Consider the following 5,647-nt stretch of genomic DNA (forward strand, 5'->3'; position numbering starts at 1 on the left):
GAATTATTGCGAAAGAGTGCTTATGCATCGCGGCATAATTGTTTCTTATCTGTCTATAAATAAATTTAAGTGCTTGTATCCTTTTACTCTTTGGTCATAAATAATAATATGAATGAATCAGCATTTGTGATTTTTAGCATTGTTGCAAGTATATGGGTGTTGATGGGAATCGCAGGTGTGATAGCCATTCTCAAAACGGATGATCAAAAAATTAAGTTCGGCAGAACAGGATTAACAATTATTGTTGCAATTATTGTCCCCATGATTATTACCCTCACATATGCCACAATCAAAAGCAGATTTTGAAATAACTTTTGGTTGACTGTGATTGATAAATTCGTTGATAGTATTCTTGATCGTGCCTTGATGGGGTATGACTTATCTCCCTCAGAAGGACTACTCTTATTACAACAGACTGATTCTGCAAATATTAGCGCCATTCGTAAGACTGCTGATTACCTCCGCAAGCAACAAGCTGGCGATACTGTCACCTATGTTATCAACCGTAATATAAACTTTACCAACATTTGCGAACAACATTGTAGTTTTTGTGCATTCCGTCGAGACGAAGGGGAAGATGGTGTTTACTGGTTAGATTGGGCACAAATCATAAAAAAGACTACAGATGCAGTCAAACGAGATGCTACAGAAATTTGTATGCAAGGTGGATTAAACCTGAAAGCCAAAATCAATGGTCAATCTCTGGCTTATTACATTAAGTTAGTAGAAACAATTAAGCAAGAGTATCCTCAACTACACCTTCATGGTTTCTCTCCCCAAGAAATCCAATTTATTGCCCGTGAAGATGGATTGAGCTACACTCAAGTGATTGCAGCTTTACAAGATGCTGGTGTGAATTCCATGCCAGGAACCGCCGCAGAAATTTTAGACGATGATGTGCGTCGGATTCTCTGCCCAGAAAAGATTAATGCTGCAACTTGGTTAGAAATTGTTGGTACGGCACATAAATTGGGTTTACCCACTACCAGTACTATGTTGTCAGGACACATCGAGACACCACAGCAACAAATTAGTCATTTAGAAAAATTGCGATCGCTCCAACAAACTGCCATTAATCAAGGATATTCAGGTAGGATTACAGAATTTATTCTATTACCATTTGTCGGAAAAGAAGCTCCCAAACTCTTACGTAAAAGAGTTGGACGGGAGCAACCAGTATTAACAGATGCCCTCCTATTAACAGCTGTTGCGCGGATTTTTCTGGGAAATTGGATTACTAACCATCAACCAAGCTGGGTAAAACTAGGATTAACGGGAGCTACAGAAGCTTTGAGGTGGGGTTGCAATGATATTGGGGGCACATTGATGGAAGAACATATTACCAGTATGGCTGGAGCTATTGGTGGTACTTGTATGGAAGTATCCAACTTACAAACTGCGATCGCATCTTTACAAAGACCTTACCAACAAAGGGATACCCTTTATCGACCAGTATTGGCTAATATTATGTCCGCCTAGAGCATCAATCCTGTGGAAGAGGGGAGTGATGGTTGTTAGTTGTTAGTTGTTGATTGACAGTTAGGAGTATTTAATTCCTTCCCTCCTTCCCTCCTTCCCTTTCTTCCCTTTTTACCTATTAATCCATCACCACTGTTCCTTGAGATACCAATACAAGATAGGATGGACGTTGATTTAGGTATTGTTTTCATTTCATGCTTATGAAGCGCAATTGGTCACGCCTACTAGCCCTGATTTTAGTGGCATTCATTGGCTTAACAGGTTTTGCTAGTCGAGATGGTTTAACCGGGGATTATCGCCAAGACACTTTAGATGTTCTAAATAATTTAAAAAATGTCATAGAACTACCAAAAGATGCCCCAGATAGAATAGAACTTCAAAAAGAAGCACGTCAACAAATTAAAACCTTTGCAGCTCGTTATCAGCGCAATAATTCGGTTTCCAACCTTGCTTCTTTCACTACTATGCGTACAGCTCTAAACTCCCTGGCTGGACATTACACTACTTATCCCAATCGTCCAGTCCCAGAAAAACTGAAAAAACGCCTAGAACAACAATTTAAACGGGTTGAAGCTGCACTTAAACGCGGTTCTTAAACATTGACTTTCCCTTGTTATGGGTCACAAAGAGGCTAGGGAGCAGGGAGCAGGGGAGACAAGAGGGACTTCCACGAATAAATTCGGAGAGAAGTGCGGTCTTGTGGGTTCTCCACCAAGAAGAACTTCGGAGGGATTGAAACCTTGTTTAGCTACGCTTCACAGTAGGGGAAAAGGACATTCCCCCTGCACCTTTCCCCCTGCTTCTTCTGATCACAAAGAGGCTGGGAAGCAGGGAGCAGTGGAGACAAGGGGATGAGGAGTAGATGAATTTATTTTTCTCCTGCTCATCTTGAAATATAATTTATGTATAAAAAATTACGCTTATTTCTGTCTGTAAATATAGGATTATTTTCTCTATCATACGTATCATACATACTTAATAAAATCAGTAATTAATGATTATTTATAACATAGACTTTGGTAGGCACAGTTAAATAGCAATAGTCAGGAATAGACAGGTGAGCAGGGAGCTCTTAGCAGGGCAGAAACCCCATACATGAAGTAGAGAGTAGCATGCAGAAAGAGGGTCTCCCCCATTAGCGACTACATCAAGAAAGGAATTATTGAGAAAGAGTGCTTATGCATCGCGGCACAATTATTTCTAATTTTTCCACAAATAAATTTGGGAGCTTGTATTCTTTTCTTTTTCGGTCAGCCTATTCTTGATTATAGTACTACGTGATTAGGGCGCGGACATTGTTGGAAGCCCAAACCTATGAACAGTAAACTTATTACTTATTACTTATTACTTCCGCGTAGCGTTATAAAATGGCAATCATCAACAACTAAATTGGTTCATCAAGTTGGAATAATTTGAGAATGTTCCTGAAAAACGGCAACAGAATCAGGTATTTTGTAGTCTTAATCTTGTAATTAGGCTATAAAAATCTAATTACATTTGTCTTCCACCTTATTCAAGAGTAGGGTAATTTGTGCTAGCCTTGTTAACCTGACCTTCTGCTTCACTGAAGCAATTTTATACAGTTTGACCTGATAAAGGTTAATTGGGTTGGAATCTTTTTTTCCTTTTATTTGTAGGTATGTCTAACTATTTCTTAAATTATTTAAAATCAATATTATTTTGGCGAGGATTGTTTGTAGGGACATTCACCACTCTATGGTTATTTCCCAACATCAACATCAAGCCAGCCCAAGCACAAGTAAACCAATATTGTCATATATCTTCAGCAGCAGTTAAAGCCAAGGAAAGATTACGTCTTGCTGCCCGTAAAGGCAATCCAGAGGTACAAAATCGTTATCGTCAATTAGTGCAACAACATGCCCAGGCTGTGCGAGAATGTCGCAATCGCAATTGGCCTCAAGTCCAGGCACTTTGGTTGCGCTTATATCCCTGCGATGCCCAACAGGGTGCCATTGACGAGATTATGGATAAAATTATTGATAAAGGATATAATCAGGTTTATTTAGAAGTTTTTTATGATGGGCGGGTATTATTACCTGCTGCTAGTAATCCTACAGTTTGGCCTTCTGTGATCCGGACAACAGGTGCAGAAAAGGTAGATTTGCTCTCCGCAGCCATTCAAAAAGGACGAGAGAGGGGTTTGAAAGTATATGCCTGGATGTTCACTACCAATTTTGGTTATAGTTATGCCCAGCGTCGAGATAGGGAAGCAGCGATCGCTCGTAATGGTAAGGGAGAAACCAGTCTTTATGTGGTAGATAATAGTTCCCAGGTATTTATCGATCCATATAACCAAACGGCTAAACGAGATTATTACCAATTAGTACAGGCTGTTACACGTCGCCGTCCCGATGGTATTTTGTTTGATTATATACGCTACCCCCGACAAGCAGGAACAAATTCTATTGCCACTAAAGTTACAGATTTATGGCTATATAGTGAAGCCATACAAAAAGCTTTATTTGAGCGAGCACAGAATAATAAGGGATTGGAATTAATTCGCCGCTTTTTACGTAAGGGATATGTTACCGCAGCAGATGTGGCGCAAACAGATCGACTTTACCCCCAGGAAGGAGAAGCTCAATGGCAAGGAAGGGTTATTAATCAAGGGCAAAAATCCATCCAATCCCCACAAAATAGGCAACCACAATTGCAATGGGATTTGTGGCAATTATCAGTAGCCCATGCCATGCAGGGTATTTTAGATTTTGTCGCCCTTGCAGCTTATCCCGCACAGCAGCGAGGGATTCCCGCCGGAGTTGTATTCTTTCCTGGCGGTAATCAAACAGTAGGTAGGGGATATGATTCCCGTTTGCAACCTTGGGACAGATTTCCCAGTAATTTAGAGTGGCATCCTATGGCTTATGCTAATTGTGGTAGCGCCGATTGTATAGTGCCCCAGGTACAGAGGGTTTTGAAGGTGGCAAAACCAGGTACAAAGGTGATTCCTGCTTTAGCTGGTAATTGGGGTGCTTCCATGAGTAATCGTCCACCTTTAGAAGTACAAATGCGTGCCTTGCGTAAATTTGCTCCTAAGCTCAGGGGAGTCAGTCATTTTGCCTATTCTTGGCAGCATCCTCAACATGATGGCGATCGCAAATTTTGTCGGACGAGATAAATATTGTTCATCCAGAGTGTAATAATTTACAAATAGTTTGAGAAGGGGAAAGGGGAAAGTGAATTGATTTTGAGGCAACTTCTAGTAGCTTAGTGTAGGAGTTGCTTTACTGCCAAAATTGGGTAGTGGCAATATTCATGAATAGAAAACTGTCTTATCCCAAGTAATCCTAGTTTTTAATAATTATAAAGTTTGTATATTAAGGGATAGATAATTTTGTTTGCTAGAACTGGCGAAGCACCTCCAGATATTGGATGTAGACTTCTGCTTATGTCTGAAAAAACTATTTTATTGAAGTAAAAAATGAGATTTGGATTTAATTAAATAATTCTATGATTAGCACTGAGGGTTTGTTTTTTCTCAAAGGAGTTAAAATAACCAAGATTTGTGGCTTTGTCACGAAGAGGCAGGGGAGCAGGGAGCTCTTAACAGAGGAGAAACCTTATATATAGAAGCTATTTGGTATTTTTTAAATAAATTTAAAATTAAATAAATCAGTTACTAAATTATCATTTATTAGTTTCATATTATGTTTTAATTATATGCTACTCAATTGAAAATATAAATATTTATTATGATATTTGTTCGGGTAGCACAGATAAATTTTCTATATAGTTTTAATGTTGATTGAGAATAGTAAAACAGAAACCAAATTCATCCGTTATCAATACTAATAAAAATAATCCTGATTTATTCTCACTCCCCAAACCCTAAGTCAGAGGAGTATCTTGTAAATGTTCTGGAAATGGTTGCGTAAAATCCCATTGACATGGCAACAATTGATCAAGGGTAAAACCCGGGTTGTAGTTGCATTAGCAGGTATTGCTTTCGCAGTTATTTTAATATTTTTGCAGACAGGTTTTGAAAGTGCTTTATTTGAAAGTTCCACTGCTCCCCATAGAAACTTAGATGCAGATCTATTTCTAGTTAGTTCCCATTTTCATACCGTATATCATGTCAAAAGTTTTCCTCGACAAAGACTATATCAAGCCAGAGGATTTGCAGGGATAAAGTCTGTCAATCCCCTAT

Annotated in this window: 5 protein-coding genes; all 5 read left to right on the forward strand. The window is 39.0% G+C overall.

The genetic code is table 11. The annotated features are described in order from the left end of the window. Positions 1-108 precede the first annotated feature (108 nt). Positions 109-306 carry a hypothetical protein gene (locus tag CALSC_RS18010; RefSeq protein WP_088242676.1) on the forward strand — a complete coding sequence of 66 codons (198 nt, stop codon included), beginning with the start codon at positions 109-111 and terminating at the stop codon, positions 304-306. 18 nt (positions 307-324) lie between these two features. After that, on the forward strand, positions 325-1,479 hold the full coding sequence (gene cofH / locus CALSC_RS18015; protein ID WP_088242677.1) for a 7,8-didemethyl-8-hydroxy-5-deazariboflavin synthase subunit CofH: 1,155 nt from the start codon (positions 325-327) through the stop codon (positions 1,477-1,479). Positions 1,480-1,679: 200 nt separating this feature from the next. Next, the gene (gene psb27 / locus CALSC_RS18020; RefSeq protein ID WP_088242678.1) at positions 1,680-2,075 is read left to right on the forward strand and encodes a photosystem II protein Psb27; all 396 of its coding nucleotides are present in this window, start codon (positions 1,680-1,682) and stop codon (positions 2,073-2,075) included. 1,043 nt (positions 2,076-3,118) lie between these two features. Then, positions 3,119-4,618: a family 10 glycosylhydrolase gene (locus CALSC_RS18030; protein WP_088242680.1), complete on the forward strand. Its 1,500-nt coding sequence runs from the start codon at positions 3,119-3,121 to the stop codon at positions 4,616-4,618. 734 nt (positions 4,619-5,352) lie between these two features. After that, positions 5,353-5,647 (forward strand): ABC transporter permease (locus tag CALSC_RS18035; RefSeq protein ID WP_407641950.1); only part of this gene is annotated, 295 nt, incomplete at its 3' end.

Source organism: Calothrix rhizosoleniae SC01, assembly GCF_900185595.1.
GTDB lineage: Bacteria > Cyanobacteriota > Cyanobacteriia > Cyanobacteriales > Nostocaceae > Calothrix_A > Calothrix_A rhizosoleniae.

Coding starts and splice junctions, on each gene's coding strand:
- CALSC_RS18030 (WP_088242680.1), top strand. CDS start 3,119: ATGTCTAACTATTTCTTAAATTATTTAAAATCAATATTATTTTGGCGA.
- psb27 (WP_088242678.1), top strand. CDS start 1,680: ATGAAGCGCAATTGGTCACGCCTACTAGCCCTGATTTTAGTGGCATTC.
- CALSC_RS18010 (WP_088242676.1), top strand. CDS start 109: ATGAATGAATCAGCATTTGTGATTTTTAGCATTGTTGCAAGTATATGG.